Annotated in this window: 16 protein-coding genes; 3 read left to right on the plus strand and 13 right to left on the minus strand. The window is 48.6% G+C overall.

What is annotated here, in order from left to right; translation table 11 throughout:
• Positions 1 to 6: 6 nt before the first annotated feature.
• The 4 genes from BLS15_RS11385 to BLS15_RS11400 are packed head-to-tail and all read right to left on the minus strand — an operon-like array spanning position 7 to position 3,926.
• Positions 7 to 825, minus strand: a complete 819-nt coding sequence (locus tag BLS15_RS11385; protein ID WP_021256969.1) for an ABC transporter permease — start codon at positions 823 to 825, stop codon at positions 7 to 9.
• Positions 822 to 1,685, minus strand: a complete 864-nt coding sequence (locus BLS15_RS11390; protein ID WP_021256970.1) for an ABC transporter permease — start codon at positions 1,683 to 1,685, stop codon at positions 822 to 824. Before BLS15_RS11390 ends, BLS15_RS11385 begins: the two co-directional genes overlap by 4 nt.
• Positions 1,686 to 1,688: 3 nt before the next feature.
• A complete protein-coding gene (locus BLS15_RS11395; RefSeq protein ID WP_021256971.1) occupies positions 1,689 to 2,798 on the minus strand; it encodes an ABC transporter ATP-binding protein in 1,110 nt (369 codons plus the stop codon).
• 30 nt (positions 2,799 to 2,828) lie between these two features.
• On the minus strand, positions 2,829 to 3,926 hold the full coding sequence (locus tag BLS15_RS11400; protein ID WP_021256972.1) for an ABC transporter substrate-binding protein: 1,098 nt from the start codon (positions 3,924 to 3,926) through the stop codon (positions 2,829 to 2,831).
• Between the two features lie 237 nt (positions 3,927 to 4,163).
• Between BLS15_RS11400 and BLS15_RS11405 the strand changes: the two genes are divergently transcribed.
• The gene (locus BLS15_RS11405; RefSeq protein WP_021256973.1) at positions 4,164 to 4,916 is read left to right on the plus strand and encodes an IclR family transcriptional regulator; all 753 of its coding nucleotides are present in this window, start codon (positions 4,164 to 4,166) and stop codon (positions 4,914 to 4,916) included.
• 136 nt (positions 4,917 to 5,052) lie between these two features.
• Here BLS15_RS11405 and BLS15_RS11410 read toward each other — a convergent pair whose 3' ends face one another.
• The 5 genes from BLS15_RS11410 to BLS15_RS11430 form a co-directional block, all read right to left on the minus strand.
• Entirely contained in the window at positions 5,053 to 6,585 is a 1,533-nt protein-coding gene (locus BLS15_RS11410; protein ID WP_021256974.1) for a copper amine oxidase N-terminal domain-containing protein, read from the minus strand.
• Positions 6,586 to 6,997: 412 nt separating this feature from the next.
• Complete coding sequence (locus BLS15_RS11415; protein ID WP_028531373.1) at positions 6,998 to 7,870, minus strand: hypothetical protein; 873 nt, start codon at positions 7,868 to 7,870, stop codon at positions 6,998 to 7,000.
• A gap of 314 nt (positions 7,871 to 8,184) precedes the next feature.
• On the minus strand, positions 8,185 to 9,795 hold the full coding sequence (locus BLS15_RS11420; RefSeq protein ID WP_090511475.1) for a UDP-glucose--hexose-1-phosphate uridylyltransferase: 1,611 nt from the start codon (positions 9,793 to 9,795) through the stop codon (positions 8,185 to 8,187).
• 13 nt (positions 9,796 to 9,808) lie between these two features.
• Positions 9,809 to 10,795 (minus strand): UDP-glucose 4-epimerase GalE, encoded by a 987-nt coding sequence (galE, locus tag BLS15_RS11425; protein WP_021256977.1) that lies wholly within the window; start codon positions 10,793 to 10,795, stop codon positions 9,809 to 9,811.
• Between the two features lie 4 nt (positions 10,796 to 10,799).
• On the minus strand, positions 10,800 to 12,005 hold the full coding sequence (locus BLS15_RS11430; protein ID WP_021256978.1) for a galactokinase: 1,206 nt from the start codon (positions 12,003 to 12,005) through the stop codon (positions 10,800 to 10,802).
• Positions 12,006 to 12,173: 168 nt separating this feature from the next.
• Between BLS15_RS11430 and BLS15_RS11435 the strand changes: the two genes are divergently transcribed.
• Entirely contained in the window at positions 12,174 to 13,127 is a 954-nt protein-coding gene (locus tag BLS15_RS11435) for an AraC family transcriptional regulator (RefSeq protein WP_021256979.1), read from the plus strand.
• A 35-nt stretch (positions 13,128 to 13,162) separates the two neighbouring features.
• Positions 13,163 to 13,375 carry a hypothetical protein gene (locus tag BLS15_RS11440; protein ID WP_028531375.1) on the plus strand — a complete coding sequence of 71 codons (213 nt, stop codon included), beginning with the start codon at positions 13,163 to 13,165 and terminating at the stop codon, positions 13,373 to 13,375.
• Positions 13,376 to 13,577: 202 nt separating this feature from the next.
• On the opposite strand, the gene BLS15_RS11445 is transcribed toward BLS15_RS11440, so the two are convergent.
• The 4 genes from BLS15_RS11445 to BLS15_RS11460 form a co-directional block, all read right to left on the minus strand.
• Positions 13,578 to 15,062 (minus strand): FGGY-family carbohydrate kinase, encoded by a 1,485-nt coding sequence (locus BLS15_RS11445; protein WP_028531376.1) that lies wholly within the window; start codon positions 15,060 to 15,062, stop codon positions 13,578 to 13,580.
• Between the two features lie 4 nt (positions 15,063 to 15,066).
• Entirely contained in the window at positions 15,067 to 15,846 is a 780-nt protein-coding gene (locus BLS15_RS11450) for an NAD-dependent protein deacylase (protein WP_254777326.1), read from the minus strand.
• A gap of 209 nt (positions 15,847 to 16,055) precedes the next feature.
• Entirely contained in the window at positions 16,056 to 18,362 is a 2,307-nt protein-coding gene (locus BLS15_RS11455; RefSeq protein ID WP_090511479.1) for a thiamine pyrophosphate-dependent enzyme, read from the minus strand.
• 29 nt (positions 18,363 to 18,391) lie between these two features.
• Positions 18,392 to 19,402, minus strand: coding sequence for a 2-oxoacid:acceptor oxidoreductase family protein (locus BLS15_RS11460; RefSeq protein ID WP_028531378.1), 1,011 nt, complete (start codon positions 19,400 to 19,402; stop codon positions 18,392 to 18,394).
• Positions 19,403 to 20,420: the final 1,018 nt, after the last annotated feature.

Here is a 20,420-nt window from a genome sequence, read left to right on the forward strand (position 1 = left end):
CCTGCCTTAATGGGATTGCGAATTGGAGCCGAACAATCGATCCAACCCGTACACCCGTTCTAAGATGAAGATAAATACGAGACTTAGCAATATCATGATGGAAGAAATAGACGCGACAAGCGGTGTTAACGATTCCTGCATATAATTGAAGATAGCCATCGGAAGTGTTGTCGTTGATGGAGATATTAAGAATAAGGATACCGTGACATTATCGAATGACGTCAGAAACGCAAACACCATTCCTGAGAAAATAGCAGGCCGAATAACTGGCAGGGTAATGTCCCAAAACGTGCGAATCGGATTCGCACCTAGAATAGCCGCCGCCCGCTCCAATGTATAATCGAAGGAACTGAGCCCGGTCAGCACAAGCCGTACGACGTATGGTACCGAGATCAAGATATGAGAGAGCAGCAACCCCGTAAAGGTACCAGCAAGTCCAATTCTCGTAAAAAATAGAAGTGCAGATATCCCTATAATCAAGGAAGGTACTGTCAATGGGGACAAGAGCAGCGCGTTGATCGCTCCACTCCCCTTGGGCTTATATTTGTGCAGTGCGAATGCAGCCAGTGTACCAATGATTGTCGCGATTACAGCTGTAATGGATGCCAGCTTCACACTTACCCAAAATGACTCAATGAACTCTGGACGGTCAAAAATTTTCACATACCACTGCAGCGAAAAGCCCTCTGGTGGAAAGCGAAGTACCCCCGTCGAAGTAAATGAGGTGGGCACGATAATAAGGAGCGGCGATATGACCATTAGAACGACGAGAAACGTAATGATGCCAAGCGGCGAAATTCGAAATCGTTTCGATTCGTTCATCATGACGAGAACACCTCCTTATATCGTTTCGTCTCAACCAATCGTGTAAATAGAGCCACGAGGCCAAGCGTCGAGCCAAGAAGCAAAAAGGCAAGCGCTGCGCCAAGCGACCAATCATAGGCAGCCATCATCTTCTCGTAGGCGATAACCGGCATTACCTTCACAGATGTCCCCCCCATAAGTGCAGGCGTGACAAAGGCACTCATCGCCAAGCTGAACACAAGCGTCGTGCCGGCAAATATGCCAGGCATGCTTAGCGGCAGCGTCACACTGAAGAACATCCGCGAACGGGAAGCACCTAGTATCCCTGCGGCCTTATACAGGGAAGCATCTACTGCATATAGGCTCGTTGCAATCGCAAGTACCATATAGACAATTAATGAATCTGCAAGACCGATAACGACGCCAAGTTCGTTGTACAACAGACGCAGCGGTTTCTCAATTACTCCTAGCGAGATAAGGGTGTTATTAATGAAGCCATCGTCGCCTAAGATGACCACCCAGCCGAAATTCCGGATGACGACGCTAATAAGATGAGGAGAAATAATGAGAAACGTAATGAATCCCCGCATTTTGGGCGTTGCCTGCGCCATATACATGGCTACGGGATAGCCAAGTAGCAGGCACACGATAACTGTGTACAGACTAAGCTTGATTGTCCGCCACAGCACCTCTACATAGTATGGATCTTGAAAAAATAATGCATATTGCTCCAGTGTAAATGCACCGGTTCCTCCATCTTCACGAATGCTAATTACGAACATGTACAGCATCGGCAGTACAAATACACCCAATATCACGATCAGGCTGGGAACAAGCAGCAGTAGAGCTGCCCAAGACTTACTTCCTGCGGGCTTCGCCATATGCTAGCCCTCCTTCCGCGGGAAGACGATGACATCTTGCTCATCCCATGTAAGCTTCACCAGCTGTTCGTCTGACACATGCTGATGACGACGCTGGGAATGAGTTCGCACACTGATCAAACCATCGGCTGTTCGTACAACCATCTCTCCATACGAACCAAGGAAGGACACCAGCGAAACAGCTCCATGTGAGCAATTGGATTCATTCGAGGAATCTCCAGCTTCCGATCGTGCTGCTTCCATTCGAATATGTTCAGGCCGGACATAAGCGAGCACCTGCTCTCCTTCCTTGAACGAGTATCCATTCCGTTCAGCCTTTAGCCTTATTCCTCCTGCTGTACGCAGCTCCCCCCAATGATCGTTTACAGCAACGACAGTAGCTTCGAAGCGATTGGATTTGCCAATAAACTCATGCACGAACGCTGAGGCCGGCTCATGATAGATTTGCTCGGGAGTCCCAATCTGCTCTACGGCTCCGTGATCGAGCACGACAATTCGATCCGAGAGATACATTGCTTCTTCTTGATCATGTGTAACAAATATCGTCGTTACGCCGATTTCCTGCTGCAGACGCTTCATTTCCTCCCGCAATTCCTCTCTTAGCTTCGCATCGAGATTACTAAGCGGTTCATCCAGCAGCAGCAGTGACGGCTCCGTCACAAGTGCCCGTGCGATAGCGATCCGCTGCCGCTGTCCTCCTGACAATTGCTTCGGATATCGATCAATGACATGCGGAAGCTTCACGAGATCAAGCACCTTCTTCACGCGATCCGCCATCTCCGATTTCGATGTCTTTCTCAGCTTCAAGCCGTATGCAACATTTTCCCCCACTGTCATATGCGGAAATAACGAGTACGTCTGAAATACCATGCCGAGGTCTCGTTTATTCGCTGGGACACCATGCATGGGTTTGCCTTTAATTCGCAGTTCTCCTCCATCCGGTTCTAAGAAGCCGGCGATCATATTTAATGTCGTCGTCTTCCCACAACCCGAAGGCCCGAGGAAAGTAACACACTCTCCCCGTTCCACTCCCAAGTTGAAATTGTCAACGACGACCGTTCCACCGAAGCGCTTATGAACGCCCTGCAATTCTACGTCGTACGTGATCGTCATGAGCTATCCTCCATCCTAATTATCTATAAGTTATTTACCTACGAGAGGCGCTACTTCCTTATTGAACTGATCGAGCCATTGCTTCGTATTGTCACTAATGACACCATAGTCAAATTTCACAATTTTACTTTTATCAAAATCAAGCAGCTTCGCTGTATCCTCAGGCAGCTTCACATCAACAGCCGTGTTGTAATACAATTTCGTCGCATACAGCGTCTGAACTTCATCCGTCAGAAGGAAATCGATGAATGCTTTGGCCGCATTAGGATGCTTCGCACCCTTGATTAGGGAAGCGACGTTCGGCACGATGTTGGCGCCTTCTTTCGGAATGACGAACTGCAAGTCCACGCCTTGATCCTTCTGTACGATACTTCTTGCCATCGTCCAAGCTGTATAGGCTGCCGTATTATTTTGCAAATTCTGCTGCAGCTGAGCCGCGGTCTTCGCGAATGTCGGCATATAACCTGCAATCGTCTTCAGCTTATCGAAGCCTGCAGCCATGTCCTTCTCAGAACCGCCATTGGCATAAGCAAGCATAATGGTGGCTGAACGGCCGAAGTTGCTCGACATTTCTGTCAGCGTAATATTTCCCTTCATGGCAGGAAGAGCAAGATCATTCCAAGACTCCGGTACAGGCAGTCCCTTCTCCTTCACCAGCTTGACATTGTATGAGATGCCCATTGGGGTATAGTTGACCGTTACGCCGCTGTTTTCATTGATCTTCAGTTGTTCGTCAACTTTGGACATATTCGGAATCTGTGCAGGATCTAGTGCTTCCCATAGTCCCTTCTCTCGGCCTGCCTCCTGCTCGCCACCTTCAATGACGGCTACATCAATTTGCGGAGATCCCTGCTGCGCCGTGACCTTGGCCACAATATCTGTCGATACGCCCGATACATAGGACAGCTTTACGTCTGGGTATTTTTCATTGAACTTTTTGAAAATTTCGTCCTTCATCAAGGTCTCCACCGTAGCTCCATTCCCGGCGATAACCAATTCACCTTCCACAGACGAACCATTGGAACCGCTTCCATCTTTGCTGCTGGAATTTGAAGATCCGCAAGCAGCCAACAAAGAGCCGATCAAGGTTAAAGTTAATATCAATGATGCCCAGCGACGTGCTTTCATTGTATTCCTCCCCCAAATTTGTTCACTATTCGTGAACAGTGTTTATAATTGGTGAATCTTGGTTTGATTTTAGCATAGGGGCATGGTATGTTCAATATAGAACCATGAAATTTGTCACATTTTAACACAATTTGTACCCAGCACTCGCACAATTACTTGAACAACGCCATATTTCCATTTGTCAGCATCATGCCACCAATTGAAAATATCGGCTAGTACGATCATAGGAGAGAGAATATGGAGCACTATCTGTCATCCGTTCAGAAATGCTGTACACTGCTGAAGCTGTTTCTTCACGGATCGAAGGAATGGGGAGTCACGGATTTAAGCCGCGAATTGCAGTGGTCTAAGGGGGCTGTCCATAAAATGCTGACCACCTTGGAGAGCGAAGGACTGATCAAGCAGCATCCACGGACGAAGCTGTATTCATTAGGGTATACACTGCTGGAATTAGGAAATAAGGTAAAAAACGATGATGATATGGTCAGCTTTGCAAGACCTTACTTGCAGCAGCTCGCAGAATTGACGAAGGAGTCGGTATGCTTATGTATTCGCGATCAGCAGGACGCGATCTATGTCGACAAGCTCGACTCCCCGCTGCCAATCCGCTTCATCATTGATGCCTATCGGCGGTTTCCGCTCTATGCGACAAGTGCCTCGCGCGTTATTCTGGCCTATAGTCCGGAGTCGCTGCAGCAGGCCTTGCTTGAAGAACCAATGATTGCTTTTACGAACTACTCCATCACGGAGCGCGAGCAAATGAGCGAGCGTCTTGCAAATATCCGTGAACAGGGCTATGAGATGAGCTCGAACATGCGCAATATTGGCGTAACGGGCATTGCTGCACCGATCTTCCATGGTGATGGCTCTGTACATGCATCTATTAGCTTAATCGGCCCGAGTGATCGAATGGAGCCTCATGTCGATCGCTGGATCAGCATGCTGCTGCAGGTGACCCAAGAGATGTCGCGCCTGCACGGCTTTAGTTAGACGCGTATCCTTGCAAGCAATGCATCGCCCTCATCATACATAAGGGAAGCTGGATTGAAGAGGAACCTTCCCCTTAATCAGCTTCCCTTATTGTTGTTCTTGCTATTAGATGAGCACGATTAGCATACCGTAACCGTTACTCACGGTTCAGTTCGAGCCACTGCGACCCGTCATGTTTATTGATCGTAAACGTGAAGCCTAGCATTTGCGACAGTGAGCGGAGCGGAACATATAATTGCCCATCCTTCACTTCTGGTGCTAGCGGCATGACAAGCGTCTGCCCACCAACCTTCGCCTGCTTGCTATTCATCGTTAGTTCCGCTACTGCTCCCGTAATATCATCAGTTATGGTTAGCTTCGTCTTGCCTTCCCATTTCAGCTTCGCATCGAATTCCTCCGTAATAAAGCGCAGCGGAACCATCATCGTTCCACTCTTCGTATACGGCAGCGCCATATCATCATAGAACCAGTCGTCATAGTTCGTTGTTGAGACTGGGATTGTCGTCCACTTCTTCGTTACTCCCACTTGCTTCAGCCATTTGTGCGCTACAGATGAAGGGTCGAAGTGTCTGAGCCACTTGCCAGGCGTCATCTCTGGATCTGTTAGGGATACGGAAGAGGAGAAATCCACGTCATCCACCTTCACATTTCCATTCAGATTGCTGTATTCGGTTGATTGGTTAATGGTAACCTTCTTGAACGGAGCTCCAGCAGAAGCCGGAACAGCGATCGCCAGCGATGCATTCAGCTTGCGAATATTCGATTCCTGATCTGCATACAGATCCAAGACGAGCTTCGTATCTGGCCCGAGCAGAACGGCCGCGTCCGGATTGCTCTTCACCCAAGCCTCATAACCTTGATCGAGCTGTGAAATGATGGATGGCAGCTGTTCTTTGAACATTTTGTACGCCGATAATCCAAATGCCTCGCCATCCTTCAGCATATCTGGAACCTCTCCCTCCATCTCAGGAGCTGCTTGCGAAAGCGCAGCCGTTAGCATCGGTACGTACCACTTGCCCATTTCCAGAAACCAAGCCTTCATGCCCTCTTCGTCCTTCAAAGCAGATTGAAGCAGTTGCTTCACCCATGGCACCAGTTCATTGCCTCCGAATTCAATATGGAGCTGCGATAATGGCAGCGATTGTCCCATTATTTGCTCTGTGACTTGCTTTACAGATGCATTTTGAGGATTCGGTGCATGCTTGCCAAATAGCGTTATCGTAGATTCAGTAAAAGCCTTCAATTGCTTTGAAGCAGGTTGAACCGTAGATAAAAGTTGAGTATTCATATCATTGCTCATTACAATAGGGGATTTAGCTCCCTCCAGCTTAAGCGCCATGCGATTGTCTTTCCTGCCAATTGTGAACGGAACCTCGTCGCTTGCCACCTTCAGCTTGCCACTCATCGAAAAACGCTGGGCATCCTGCGCCTTCACTTGAATTGTCAATTGCGCATCGTTGAATGCTTTTATCATTGCAGTATCATCATCTTGCAGCTTGCCAGATGCCGGCTCAAAATGAATGCTCATCGTCTGCTGTGCTTCATACGAGTTGATGTCCAGCTGCTTCTTCATGACCTTCGTCACATCAAGTCCGCCAATTGATTGACAGCCTGTTAGCAGCACAAGCACTGCCGCCATGCACATTGCTAACCACTTGCATGTTTTCATGTCCCGTTTCCCCTCTTTCCATTTCATATCGAATACCTGCCTTTACAATTCCGATCTGATACGTAAGCTGTATGTATCTCATGACCATTATGAAGGACATCGGAATACCGTGTAAAGAAATAATTCCAACAATATATCGGAGATCCCCTGTTGGCTGCAGTTACTCCTGCAATTACTCTAGTGGTTGTTCTTGTAGTTGTTCTTGCAATTCATCTGCATCTATATCAGCAGTCCTCCAACCGTCTCACTGCCTGATTAGAAAAAGCGCTGACAGCTATATTCTAAGAATACAGCGAACAGCGCCAATTGTAGCAATGCCTATTCAATCATTCATATGGAAGTACTAGACATCTAATTAGCTATTCGTTCATTGTGGAAAATCACTGAACTCCGCTTCATTCCACATTGCAAATTACAGAACCTTGATTGGAGCCAAGCTCCACACTTCCTGATGGGTTGCTACAGCTTCTGGTTCCAAGGTAACAAGCGGCCCGAGTGACTCTAGTTCCAATATATGCTCGTTCGTATACAATTCAAAGGAGCAACCCCCGTCCGGATAACTCGCACCAGAAATCGGTTCATAGCGCTTCTCAAAAACGATTCCATTTCTTGTATAAGACGCCTTGCCCTCCTCTTGAAGCATACCGAACTTGAACGCTTGCTTCAGGTGAGCAACTTGCTTCACTTCGATGTGTCGTTCTCCCCATGTCACCCGTTCATCATTCATAGCAGCATATGGCCACAGCGAAATGGAGCGGTTTGGGAGCAGGCCGGTATCTCTTGTAATCTGCGGAACAACAGCTGTACCACCCGGTGCCATAACCGTGATCGCCCACGGTGCCAGCTGAATCGGCCATGCTCCCTTATTGGCAATACGGTGGATGACAACGACGTCGTCTTGCTGAAAAATCAGCTCGATCTCCTTGGCGCATTGCGTCCATGGTTCTACCGGAGCAATCAATCTCACGCCTGACGCTGTTCGTACGTATTCAATAGGCCGATCATCCGGCGTGTACGTCCGTGGATAAGCTTCTGGACTTGCCCATAACCGATGCCCGCCGCGAAGCAGCCAACCGTCGCTGCCTAAGGCATGGAACGCTTCTCCCTCCTGGCGGATTGCTCCTTCACGATCCTCGAACAGCATATTTTCTTGACCGCATAAGCTGAAATGCATAATTCGGATGCCAAATGTTAGCGGCACAATTACCTCATAGGTTCCATTCTCTAGGTGCAAACTCTCGCCCCAGCGTTCATGCTGAATGGTATTCATCTGTAAAGCAGCCACTGCCGCTCCCCCTTCCGTCCTCATTCCCTTTTGATCTTCTCTCTATACTGCTTTAATGGCACTATTACGTACTTTACTATCTATGCGATTCAATCGTTTATACTAACAATCAATAACATTCAGCAACACTCGTTAATCCTTATGTTCCACTATCACTTACATCTCAGTATTAACAGAATTCAGTATCTCTTATGTCTCATTATTAATAGAATTCAGTATCTCTTATATCTCAGTATTAATAGAATTCAGCATCACTTATATTTAAGTATTAATAGGATTCAATTGTTAATATTACGATGTCTTCCAAAATTCGCTCATGGCTTTACTTGCTCATACCCACATGCCATGGCGAAACGGCAGAAGGCCTCGCGTCCCAACTCATCATGCTTGAATACGCCCGCTTGACCCAGTATGGTCACAAACTTATTGCCGATCTCATGCAAAATGACCTGTCTAGCCTTATCAACTGCCATAATCCCGTATTGATCCAGTAATTGATCCACCCAAACACGATGAGGATATAGGCTATCGGTTTCTTTCAGTTGATCCCTTGCCTCCATCCATTGTCCTTGTTCGGACAACAGAGTCGTAATCCGCTCAATATCTTGCTTCAGACGCCCTGGGAGAATCGCAAGCCCCATCACTTCAATTAAGCCGATATTTTCTCTCTTAATATGGTGATGCTCTCGGTGTGGATGGAATATGCCCTCAGGGTGAACCTCATCTGTGCGATTGTTGCGAAGCACCAAGTCCATCTCGAATAACGAACCCCGGCGCCTTACAATTGGCGTGATCGTATTGTGACGAATCGATTCCCCGTCACGAGTCGTACTCGCTGCAATCCCTACGCTGTCATCACTGTACAGCTTCCACTGCTCATAGATTTCATCCGCACATTGAAGCAGGACATCCGGCTGCTCACCTTGCAGCCGCAGCACTGACATCTGCCAGCGAACAATCCCTGCGGTTACGCCAGGGTATGCCGAATGCGTGAACCGAGTCTCGATCGGCGCTCGTTCAATTGGGAACGTATGTCTGCCCGCTTGGAAATGATCATGACTGAGGATCGATCCGCCTACAATGGGCAGGTCAGCATTAGAACCAATGAAATAATGCGGGAATTGCTCCGTAAAGTGCAGCAAACGTGCAAACGTATTACGCGTTAGCTTCATCGGAATATGCTCACTGTTGAAAATAATGCTGTGCTCGTTATAATACACATACGGCGAGTATTGGAAATACCAGGATTCTCCGTTCAACTCCACTGGGAGAATGCGCAAATTTTGCCGGGCAGGATGATCCAGTCTTCCTGCATACCCTACATTATCCGCGCAGAGCAGACATTCGGGATAGTGAGATGCGGACAACTGTGCAGCAAGCGCAATTTCCTGCGGACTCTTCTCCGGCTTCGACAAGTTGATCGTCATTTCCATTTCACCGAACTCACTCATATGAAGCCAGTATTCATTGTTGCGGACACGATCAGTCCGAATATAATTGCACTTTTGATTGAGACGATAGAAATCATCGGTTGCCCGCTCCATTCCATCCGTCATCCGTATCCGTTGGAAACGGTCCTGCATCTCAGAAGGACGCGCCATGAGAAGCCCCATAATCCGAGCATCAAGTAGATCGCGCTGCGTCATAGTGTTATCTGGAAGAATGCCGCTCTTATAGGCATAATCCAGCAGCTCATCGAGTATAGGATGCGGTTCATCCGGAATTGCTTCCCATTGCTCATCTCGGAAGCTTGAACAAGGCTCTGGCAATTGGAATAAAGCTAATAGCTGATTGCGAACATAGGGCATATCAAGCCGATTCATCAGATCATGATGTACTGCATATCGAATCAAGGTCTCAATCGCGAAGCTTGCCCGCTGGGCAGATGCTCGCGACAGAACTAATCCTTCCACACCTTGTGTCATCTCGCATTCCTCCTCAGCTATCGTATCCGTGTGGACGTGCTTGATGCCATTTCCAAGCACTCTCGATCAACACATTCAGATCATCCCGCTTCGGATTCCAGCCCAGAACAGACTTCGCTTTGTTAGCGGATGCGATAAGCACAGCAGGGTCTCCGGCTCGGCGCTCTTCCACCACAGTTGGTACACTTCTTCCCGTAACCCGTTCTGCAGTCTGGATCACTTCCAGAACCGAAAACCCGTTGCCGCTGCCCAGATTGAACACATCGCTCTGACCGCCGCCGCGCAAGTATTCAACTGCCAGCACATGGGCATCAGCCAAGTCGCTGACATGGATATAATCACGAATGCATGTGCCGTCAGCTGTAGGATAGTCGTTGCCGAACACCTTCATTTCCTTCCGCTGGCCAAGTGCTGTCTGCAATACAAGTGGAATGAGGTGCGTCTCAGGTCTATGATCTTCGCCGATCTTGCCATTCTCATGAGCGCCAGCCGCATTGAAGTAACGCAGCGAAACGTAGCGAATATCATGTGCTTGATCGAACCAGCGCATCATCCGCTCCATCGTCAGCTTCGTCTCCCCGTATACATTCGTCGGGTTCGTCGCTTCTGTCTCTTCGATCGGTGTGCGCTCCGGCTCCCCATAAGTTGCTGCAGTTGATGAGAATACAATCCGGGACACTTGATGCTTGCGCATCGCTTCAAGCAGAACAAGCGTGCCGTGGACATTGTTATCGTAATATTTCGCAGGATTGCTCATGCTCTCGCCTACAAGTGAGTAGGCAGCAAAATGAATGACTGCATCAATAGAATGTTGCGCAAATACAGAATCGAGAAATGCACTATCGCGAACATCACCAATATGAAGCGTACCGCCTAGAACCGCATCTTTATGTCCAGTCTCTAACGAATCTACAATCACGACCTCTTCACCGCGCGCCAATAATTCCGCAACCGTATGCGAACCAATATACCCTGCTCCACCTGTAACTAATACTGCCATGCTATTACCACTCCTCACCAATTGTTGCTGTCTGTATAGAAGGCTTGATCTCTCTTACTCCATCTCCTACGCGACAGATATAAAATTCCGGATGTAATCCGGTCTGCTGTTCATATGCGGAACCTACTTGCGCGACAAATTGTTCAGCATCCCCTTCACGTACGAGCGATACCGTGCAGCCACCAAATCCCGCTCCCGTCATTCGAGAACCAAGTGTCCCTTCGATATGTCGTGCTTCCTCTACCATAATATCCAACTCGTTGCAGCTGACTTCATACAAATCACGCAAGGAGTCATGCGATGCATTCATCAATTCGCCGAAACGAATCAGGTCATTGTTCTTCAGCGCCTCAACCGACTGCTTCACGCGATCATGCTCTGCAATGACATGCGCCGCACGTGCACGCACGATATCATCTGCAATCGTATCGGCCGCAGCTTCGAATTGCTCCGCGGTAAGCTGCGCCAGCAGCGTCATATGCGGATATGTAGCTTGCAGCGCCCGTACCGCCTCATCACACTGTGCTCTGCGCTCATTATACTTCGAATCGACTAGCCCGCGGCGCTTATTCGTATTGCCGATAATAAGACAATACCCCTCTGTCTGGAAAGGTACATGCGTATATTCCAACGTATCGCACATTAATAGAATGGCGTGATCCAGCTTGCCTTGCGATACTGCGAATTGATCCATGATGCCACAATTCACGCCCACGAATTGATTCTCTGCTCGCTGGGACAATACAGCGATGTCTGTTCGATCAATGCTGTGCCCTTCCATCGTAAGCAGCGCATAAGCGGTTACCACTTCCAGCGATGCAGAAGAAGACAATCCTGCCCCATTCGGAATATCTCCGTGGAATAGCAGCTCATATCCTCTAGTCAAGCCACGAGCCGATTGCTCGAGCTGATTCATGACTCCGATTGGATAATCTGTCCATTGATCCTGCTTCGCTTCTGCAAGTGCATCCAGTTCAATATCCAGCTGGTATTCAAAATTCGTCGTCGCCAGTCGTATGCATTGATCCTCACGTTCACGGATTATTAGAGTCGTCCCGAATTCCAATGCGGCAGGGAGCACATATCCTCCATTATAGTCAATATGCTCTCCAATCAAATTCACTCGTCCTGGAGCATGGAAAAAACGAACCGGTGCAGAACTCGTTCCATATCGTTGTTCAAAACCTGCCAGTAGTTTGCTTGCATCCATTACAATGACCTCCCGTTGTCTCACGTGAATACGATACCGTTACATTTATCATACGAATATCCGCTGGATTTCGTAATATATCGATGTGCGCTACATATGGACTTATGTGACTCTACCATCATTTTCATGCTACAATACTATTATTGTACACGCAAGGAGGATCTCATTATGACTGACTCCCTTAATTATGAAGCGGCAGAGGCAGCAACTGCAACTAGCGATGCAGAGGCTAGTGTCGTCAGCGCTCTAGAGACCTATACGGTTGCTTCAAATCCAACCTACGTCGAACAAGAAGGATTACGCGTCCTATTTGCAGGGGAAAGCCAGACCGTCCCCTCTCATAAGGTCGGCCCTAAACTTTACGACTACTATTTGCTCCATCATATTATGGATGGACAAGGGAAATTTTCAACGGAAACGAAAACTTACGAGCTTCAGGCGGGGGATGCGTTCCTCATCGCACCCGGACGCCTCGTCAGCTATGAATCCGATGCAGCTAAGCCATGGAAATACTGCTGGATTGCCTTTCAAGGCAGTTCTGCTGATGACCTCGTAGGCCGTGCTGGGTTCTCGGAACAAACCCCCATTATTCGTGCAGACGATCACATGGATGTTCCCTATCAGATGAAGCACATTACTACGGCCTTTCAAGAGCGAAGTGTAGCAGCCGATCTGATTGCACACGGCTGTCTCCATCTCATTATGGCGAAATATGCAGGCATGCAGCGGCAATTGGATGACACGAATCGACTGCGTCCCGAGTCTGAAATGCAGCAGACCGTACGGCAGGCTATCCAGATGATGTCTACTCAATATGCGCACCCATTATCCATCGAGCATATCGCGGAGAGTTTAGGGTACAGCAGGGCCTATTTTTCTCGCATATTTAAGCGGATAACGGACATGACACCTGTTACCTTCCTGTTGAAGCTGCGAATCGATAAGGGCCGCCAATTGCTTCGAGAACGTCCTGATCTAACGGTTGAGCATATAGCCGCCTCGGTCGGCATCCCTGATGCGCTCTATTTTTCGAGACAATTCCGGCGGTTCTATGGGCAGCCTCCTACAACCTATCGCAATCAAGTTATGCAACCCGACAGCACTTATCAGCGTAAATCTTAGTATGGATGTACACCAAGAATTAGGAGGGAACACCTATGAAAAGACTGAGCATCAAGGAAGAGTGGGAGCAGCAGGCGCGATTAGCGGAATCCAGTCGTAAGGAAGCTGCATCCAAATCCATTTCAGAGCTTATTCAAGACCTTACGAATACTGGTGGAGTCTACGTACAGGATCACAAGCAGACTAGCGCAGTTGGCGAGCTGTTCCGCCGCGCGGTAGATAAGCTGAATCCATTTCACAAATCCTAATTTAGCTAAATGAAAAGGAGCGTTGCCCTGATAAACAGAAAATAGCAACGCTCCTTATTATGTGAATGACATATCCACTCTAATGCTGTAGTTGTTTCAATGCTTTCGATATGGACTCTTATCGTTATTTCTTCCAAGTTATGTTATGAATCCAGCTCTCTCGTTCCACGCCGATGGAACTTTCATTTCTCTTAATGGATCGCTACATCCCGCACAACGCTTCTGCAACAGGCATATAGCGTGAGTCGTATACCTGTTGATAACGAAGGTGACGCTCTGCATGAGGATGATAGGTGTCTACGCCTCGACTTTGCATCGCCTGACGCACTTCCTCTGCATGGGCATAATACCCGCCCCCAAGTGCAGCTGCGCATGCAGCGCCAAGCATCGTCGCCTCCTCAATAGGCGGCACGACGAGCGTTGCATTCGATATATCCGCCTTCATTTGCAACCATGCAGGAAGCCTTGTTCCGCCTCCAACTGCGCACATATTGCGAATCTCATGCTCCGAATTGCGTTCCGCACTTTGACGAATCATCTCCAGCTGATAAGCCGTACCTTCAAATACTGCCCGCAATAGCTCCTTCTTGCCGTGCGACTTGGACAGACCGATAAAGGCAGCACGCGTCTTCGAATTTGGATACGGGGCGCCGCTTCCCGACAAATACGGGAAGAACAGAGCTTCCCCTGGGCCATCGTTCACATCGTTCATGAGCTGCTTAATCTCTTCGTAGGACAATGTCTCATCGGCAAGCTGTCTCCGAATCCATTCCACTGCACCGCCTGAAGAAGCATTGCCACCCATCCAGAAGTGATAACCCGGCACAACATGATAGCCGTAGGATAATCCGGTATCAAACTCTGCTTGTCCGAGTGGACGCTTCGCGATTGTGCCAACGAGCGTCTCTGCTGTTCCCATAGAAACATATACGTCACCCGGCTGCACAGCCCCAACTGCAAGTGCTGCACAGACATGATCATGCCCGCCAATTGCAACTCGTGTATGGGCAGACAGACCAAGGGCTCCCGCTACCTCTGGCGCTACAGTTCCTAGGGGTATGCCGCTTTGCAGAACTTCCGGGAAAATCTGCTCATCCAATCCGAAATGCCGAATCCACGGGACATCCCAGCTGTCCGTCTCCATACTGTATGCAAATGTTCGCGTCGCAAGCGATGGGTCGAAGGCCATTGCACCAGTTAATCGGTATGCAATATATCCCGATACGGACAGCCACACAGCCTGCTTGAACATACTCGCATCTCGATCCTTCAGCCAGAGCAGCTTCGGCAATCCATGCTTGAACGACAGGTGCAGTCCTGTACGCTGGAACAGCTCCAACGGCGTTCCTTCTTGACGAACCCGCTCCGCTTGCTCGGAAGAGCATGTGTCGAACCACGGCAGGAGCGGAGATTGCACCTTGCCTGTGTGACGGTTCACGAGCAGTCCACTCTCCGCCATGCTCGTAATCCCGATATAATCAACAGGAACTTCACCGTGAGCATCCATTAGCTCGCGAACCATTTCGGATACGTCATTCCACATCGCATCTGGATCATATACAACGTAGCCTTCATTCGTATCTACGGTAACGGTTGGACGACTTGCTTGTCCTAGAAGTCTGCCTGACTCATCGAATAGTCCGACCTTGCGATTGGTCGTCCCGAGGTCAACCCCGATCATGCGCATAGGGCTATACCTCTTTCCCTGTCATCTTGTAATATGCGAGTGCGAACAATTCCCCCATCGGTTCACGATATACCGCATCCGCATGTCCATCCATGCTCGTCGCCGTCCGATTCATCAGCACCAGCTTCGCCTTCGTTGCTAATCGAACAAAGCTGGCCGCTGGCTGCACAGTAAGCGAAGTACCGCCCACGATTAACAGATCCGACTCCCGGATCCGTTCAATCGCTCTTGAAATAACCGCATCATTCAATTGCTCTTCATACAGTACAACATCAGGCTTCAATGTCCCTCCGCATTGCATGCAGGAAGGGATAGCCTGTTCACTGTTCAACACTGCATCCAGTCCATATTCCGCTCCGCAAGCGGTGCAGCGGTTCCGGTGCACCGAGCCATGAAGCCCCCATACTTCCTTGCTGCCTGCTGCTTGGTGCAGTCCATCAATATTTTGTGTGACGACTGCCGACACGATACCATCCTCTTCTAGCCGGGCCAATGCACGATGTGCTCCATTCGGCTTCGCAGAGGGATGCAGCATCTTCGCGCGATAGAAACGATAGAACGTCGCCGGATCACGATCATAGAAGGAGCGGCTCAGCATGACTTCCGGAGGATATCGGAATGCCTCATCATCCGCAAATACCCCATTGTCCGATCGGAAATCGGGAATCCCGCTCTCTGTCGATGTTCCTGCTCCGCCAAAAAAAACAACATGCCTGCTGCTGCGCAATAAATCTGCCAGCTCCTCTGCATGAGCATGAAGAATAGGATTCATTTGTTCTGTCATCGTCGTCGCTTCCTCCCTTTTCCACCTAAATAGTTCAATTTTAAGTATACCGTACCTATTCATCTAGGGAAAGATTTCAAGGGCGGCATGCGCGATCCCACACTGACAAGCTATTCTTCTGCTCCTACGAAGAAGGCCTGAGAAGGCATCAAGTACAGATGCGTTCTCAGGCCTATATGGATTGAGTAAAATATATTTAACCTAGCCTATTATAGATACGGGTTCTCGCTCTTCGCCTTGAGCACATTCCAGCGCCGCTCTACTTCTTGCTCGAACGACTGCAGCGCCTCCGCATTCTCCGGCTTGCTCATATGCTTCGTCTTGCCCATCATAACCAGCCATTCGAGTAACGGAACTTTCTTATTCTTATCCTCCGGATTGTACGTAATTGTTGTAACCCCTTGTTCCACTTCATACAACGGGAAGAAGCAGGAATCTACGGCTGCATTGACAATCTGTGTGCCCAGCTTGTCTTCGGACAGCCAGTTAAGAGGACAGGTAATTAAAATTTTGCCGTATACAAGCCCCTCATTCTGAGCATACCATTGTGCTTTAGCCGCCTTCTTAAGCAAATCCTGTGGGAATGCTTCACTACCTGTGAAGACATATGGAATGTTCGTTGCCGCCATAATTTGCGCGGTATCCTTATGATGGAACATCTTGCCCGCCTGCACCTTGCCTACGTTAGAGGTCGAAGTGCGGTGGCCAAGCGGAGTCGAATATGACAATTGCGCACCCGTGTTCATGTAGCCTTCATTATCGTATTCCAAAATAATCATCTTATGATTGCGCAGAGCCGCTCCAATCGCCGGCCCCATACCGATATCCATCCCACCATCGCCTGTAATCATCACAAACGTGAAATCATCTGGCAGGTTCAGGTGATCCAGCTCACCGCGCCGCTTCCGTTCCCAGAACATTTCGACGACTCCGGACAGCGTTGCTGCCCCATTCTGGAACAGGTTGTGAATATATGTCGCCTTGTGGGCAGAGTAAGGATACCCGGTTGTGACAACCATTGCGCAGCCCGTATGGAACAGTGCTACAATATCTCCCTCGATCCCCTTGAAGAACAGCTCAAGACCGGAAAAGATGCCGCAGCCTGGACACGCGCCGTGGCCTGGAGCAATTCGCTTCGGCTTCTTCGTCAATTGGCGCAGCGGCGGAACGCGAACGCTTAGCTTGCCGGACTCCTCATCCTGCTTCACCGTAATTAGCCCTGTCTTCAAATCTTCATATTTCATCGGTTCAATGACACGCTGCGGGGCCTTGGTTGGGTCACCAGGCGTATGTCCATGGTAATCGAATGGCTTCTCGACATAGCCCTTCTGTGCTGCCTCAATGGCACACTCGAACAGTGCATGGCCATCCTCAGCATAGAAATCCTTACCGCCAAGCCCGTAAATACGGCTGATTATCATCGTATCACGGTTACCATGCGTGAACAGTGCTGACTTCACCTCATTGACCATATTGCCGCCGTGACCGCCATAAGAATCAGCACGGTCTCCCACTGTCACGACTTTAATATGAGCCAGCGCATCCGCTATCTCCTTCGCTGGGAATGGGCGAATGATGTTCGGCGATATGGAACCGGCTTTAATTCCCTGCTCCCGAAGCTGATCGACGACATCCTTAATAATTTCCGCCGCGGAATTAAGCAGGAATACAGCTACTTCTGCATCCTCCATCCGATATAAATCCAGAATCGGATAATCTCGTCCCGTCAGCGCAGCATATTCGGTGCGGATGCGATCGAACACCTCTTCTGCCTTATACATAGCCATGGACTGCTGATAACAGTTATTAATATAATCCGGCTCGTTCATATAAGGCCCTACCGTGATTGGATTATTGCGATCCAGTGTATCAGCGAATCCGCGCACAGGCTGTTCGCCAACGAAGCGATGTACGTCTTCTCGCTTGGCGAAGGTCTGAACACGCCGCTTCTGGTGCGAGGTGAAGTAGCCATCGAATGCAACTAGCACTGGAAGCCGAACCTCTGGATCCTCTGCAAGCTTAAGCGCCATAATGTTCATATCGTACACCGCTTGTGGATCTCGGCAGAGCAGAATCGGCCAGCCTGTATTCAGTGCAAAGTACAAATCCGAATGATCCCCATGGATGTTCAACGGACCCGATACGGAGCGGCACACTAAATTCATGACCATCGGGAATCGCGTACCTGATTGGACAGGCATTTGTTCAAGCATATACATGTATCCGTTCGCACTCGTCGCATTGAATACCCGTCCACCTGCAGTCGAGGCTCCATAGCATATTCCTGCCGATCCATGCTCACCGTCTGCTGGAATTAGCTTAATGTCATGCTGTCCGTTCGCCTTCATCAGATCAAGGAATTGTGCCACTTCTGTTGATGGCGATATCGGAAAATAGCCCATAACATGATAATTAATTTGATGTGCGGCATATGCAGCCATTTCATTGCCTGACTCATACACCATCCGCTGCTCAACCGTACCGCCGGTCACTTCTTTTTCATACTCAATTGCCATAGCTACTCATCCTCCTTACCTTCTATCTATCAATGGCGTTCAGCCAGCTCGAACATATGCGGAACACGATGTTCATCCGCATATCCGTCCTCTTCCCGCTCATCGGTCAATGCTTCTGTAGGACATGCATATACACATTTCAAGCAGCCTTTGCAATATTGATAATCAATGCCTTGGAGGAACATTTGCGGTCGACCCTTCTTGTCCGGCTGTTCTTCCCACACAAAGCAAAAATCAGGGCACACATTATCACAGGCCGCGCAATGAATACATTTATCTGAGGCAAAGTGCGGCATCATACCGGCACGAGAGATGCTTAGATCCTTCAAGATGGAGTTGCCTGGATTCACGACGGTACCGCCGATAGGCTGCGTCTCATAGCCAAGCGCTGGCGTATCCCAACGAATTGGCTTCGGCAGCAGGACTCCCTCAGGGAAGGAAAATGACTGGAATTTCACTTCATCATATCCACGTTGGAACGTATTCAGCGCCGGCTGAACCGCCCCCGGATATTTTTTCTCCAGTGATTTGCGAATAACGCCCTTCATTTGCTCTGCATCCAAGAAGTCGCATAAGCGGAACAGCGCACCGAGCATCGCCATATTCACGCGATTTTTCTCTTCCAACGCAATTCCAATTGCATCGACCACCGCGATGGTTCCACCCGGCAGCTTCAGCTTCTCCTTCAGTTCCTCAGGAGATTTGGCAGAGTTGACGAGTATGAGGCTGTCCTCATATATGCCGCTCGTTACATTGACTGTCTTGTATAAAGACTCATGAAAAACACCCACGATATGAGGACGTTCCACTGGTGTCGTATCCCGGATTAGCGTTTCTGGCATACAGAACCGAATGTGCGCCTTAACTGGAGAACCCTTTTTCTCTGATCCATATGAGGAAAAGCTGACGCCGTTCAAATCGCTGCCGGTAACTCCAGCTTCCGCCAGCATTTTGCCGGCCAAATTCGCTCCAAGCCCCCCGATTGATTCCAATCGGATTTCAAAAAAACCTAGATCATTTACTTTAGGCAGTGTAACCATGTAGGCACTCCTTTCCTAACTGCTCCCCCTACGTTGCTTACAACGCTGGAAGCAGAACCTTTGTCGTTATATGCAGCTGTCTCCTAGACAGATAGAACCGAAAATGGTGGAGGTTGTTCGCATCGTCCGCATTGATTTGCAGGATGCAGGTTAACTCAGACTGAATTCGGGCAGCAAAATACACCACTTTACCCGCACTAAATGTGACGAACCAGTTCTAAGTGATCTGCGCTGCACCACGAATGCACCACAAATGAAACATTGGGAACTCGCACTTGTTACGGTATGACAAAATGGTAAGTCTGATGGAATGGTACAAAGTATGATTTATGTCACTAATGACTAAGGGTAAATTGACCAATCGATGAAATGTGAATAATGAATGACTGCTATCTAATAGAAAGAAAAGACTAGACAGCCCAGATGCGTGGTAATGTGAGAATGAGAATCCAATAGATCCTTGAAGGTTGAGGTGAAATGTCGAGCAATGACATGCATGATCATGCACGCATACGGATTAGATACCGTGTGCCGAAGTAAGATTTGATTTCAAAAAGTTATAATCTGTCTCAAATAAAGGCATGTGTCATAGTTCGTAACATATATGCTAGAGGTCTATTATGTTATGACTGTCAGGGCTCAATCATGCCTAATTGAATCCATTGCAAGCGCGCGAGCCGATGATAAGCAGCTCTCTCAATGATGGGGAAATGCTATGTTTCTATCCATAAAAGGAATATACCAATGCTAGCAAATATCCGCAGCCCCAGATTCAGAAGGAGTACGGTTGTCACGGTTATTACGAATCAAATTACGCACCACAAAATGGTAGCGGTTGCAATTGTCATCTCCCTTCTTTTCTTGTAGAAATGTGCTCTATTACGGCTTATCATACCCCTATATTTGCCAAATAGTCAACTGAATTAAGCAGTCTTAACTGGCTGCAAACAATGGGCACAATTGAAAGCGTTATTTGTGATTAACATCACAATGTATGCTTACCTTCTATGTTACTTTG

The organism is Paenibacillus sp. cl6col (assembly GCF_900102125.1).
Taxonomy (GTDB): Bacteria; Bacillota; Bacilli; order Paenibacillales; family Paenibacillaceae; genus Paenibacillus_B; species Paenibacillus_B suaedae.